We start from the raw sequence: 716 nt of genomic DNA on the forward strand, positions 1-716 counted from the left end.
CTTATACAACACGTGTTGGAGAAGGGCCGTTTCCGACAGAGCAGATAAATGATATTGGCGAATTTCTTGGAATACGTGGGCATGAATTTGGCGTTGTTACTGGTCGAAAACGTCGATGTGGCTGGTTTGACGCTGTCTTAGTCCGTCAAATGGTAACGATTTGTGGTGTTCAGGGTATAGCATTGACAAAGCTTGATGTTTTGGATGGTTTGGATGAAATTAAAGTCTGTGTTGGTTATGAACTTGATGGGAAAAGAATTGATTATTTACCCTCTTCCATGGGAGCACAATCCCGTGTAAAGCCTATTTATGAGACATTAGAAGGTTGGAAGCAAGCAACAGCGCATGCGTTGAAGTGGGAAGATTTACCAGTACAAGCTATCAAATATATACGCTATATTGAAGAATTGATCGGTACGCAGGTGGCTTTATTATCCACGAGCCCTGAGCGTGAAGATACTATCCTTATTACGGATCCTTTTGCAAATTAATCATTATTTTTAGATTTCCGTATAGTTTTTCGGTTTTTTCTATGTTTCTCTAAGAAGAGAGACTTAAGAATGAAGGAGAAAAAGCTGCAAAAGAGCATTGTTTATTTTTCATATTCATTTTAAACTATTCCGATAGTTGTATCAATATTAAGTGATCATCAATTTAGACAGCTAAAATAAAAGCGTTTTTAGCTTTACGGCTGGGGTTTCTTTCCTCAGTTTGAG

General features: G+C 38.0%; 1 protein-coding gene. It reads left to right on the forward strand.

Annotation, left to right across the window (positions count from 1 at the left end):
• Positions 1-491, forward strand: a 491-nt coding sequence (locus ACFIO5_RS11790) for an adenylosuccinate synthetase (protein ID WP_375705510.1), incomplete at its 5' end; no start/stop codon positions are given.
• Between the last annotated feature and the right edge of the window lie 225 nt (positions 492-716).

The organism is Bartonella sp. AA86SXKL, assembly GCF_042196885.1.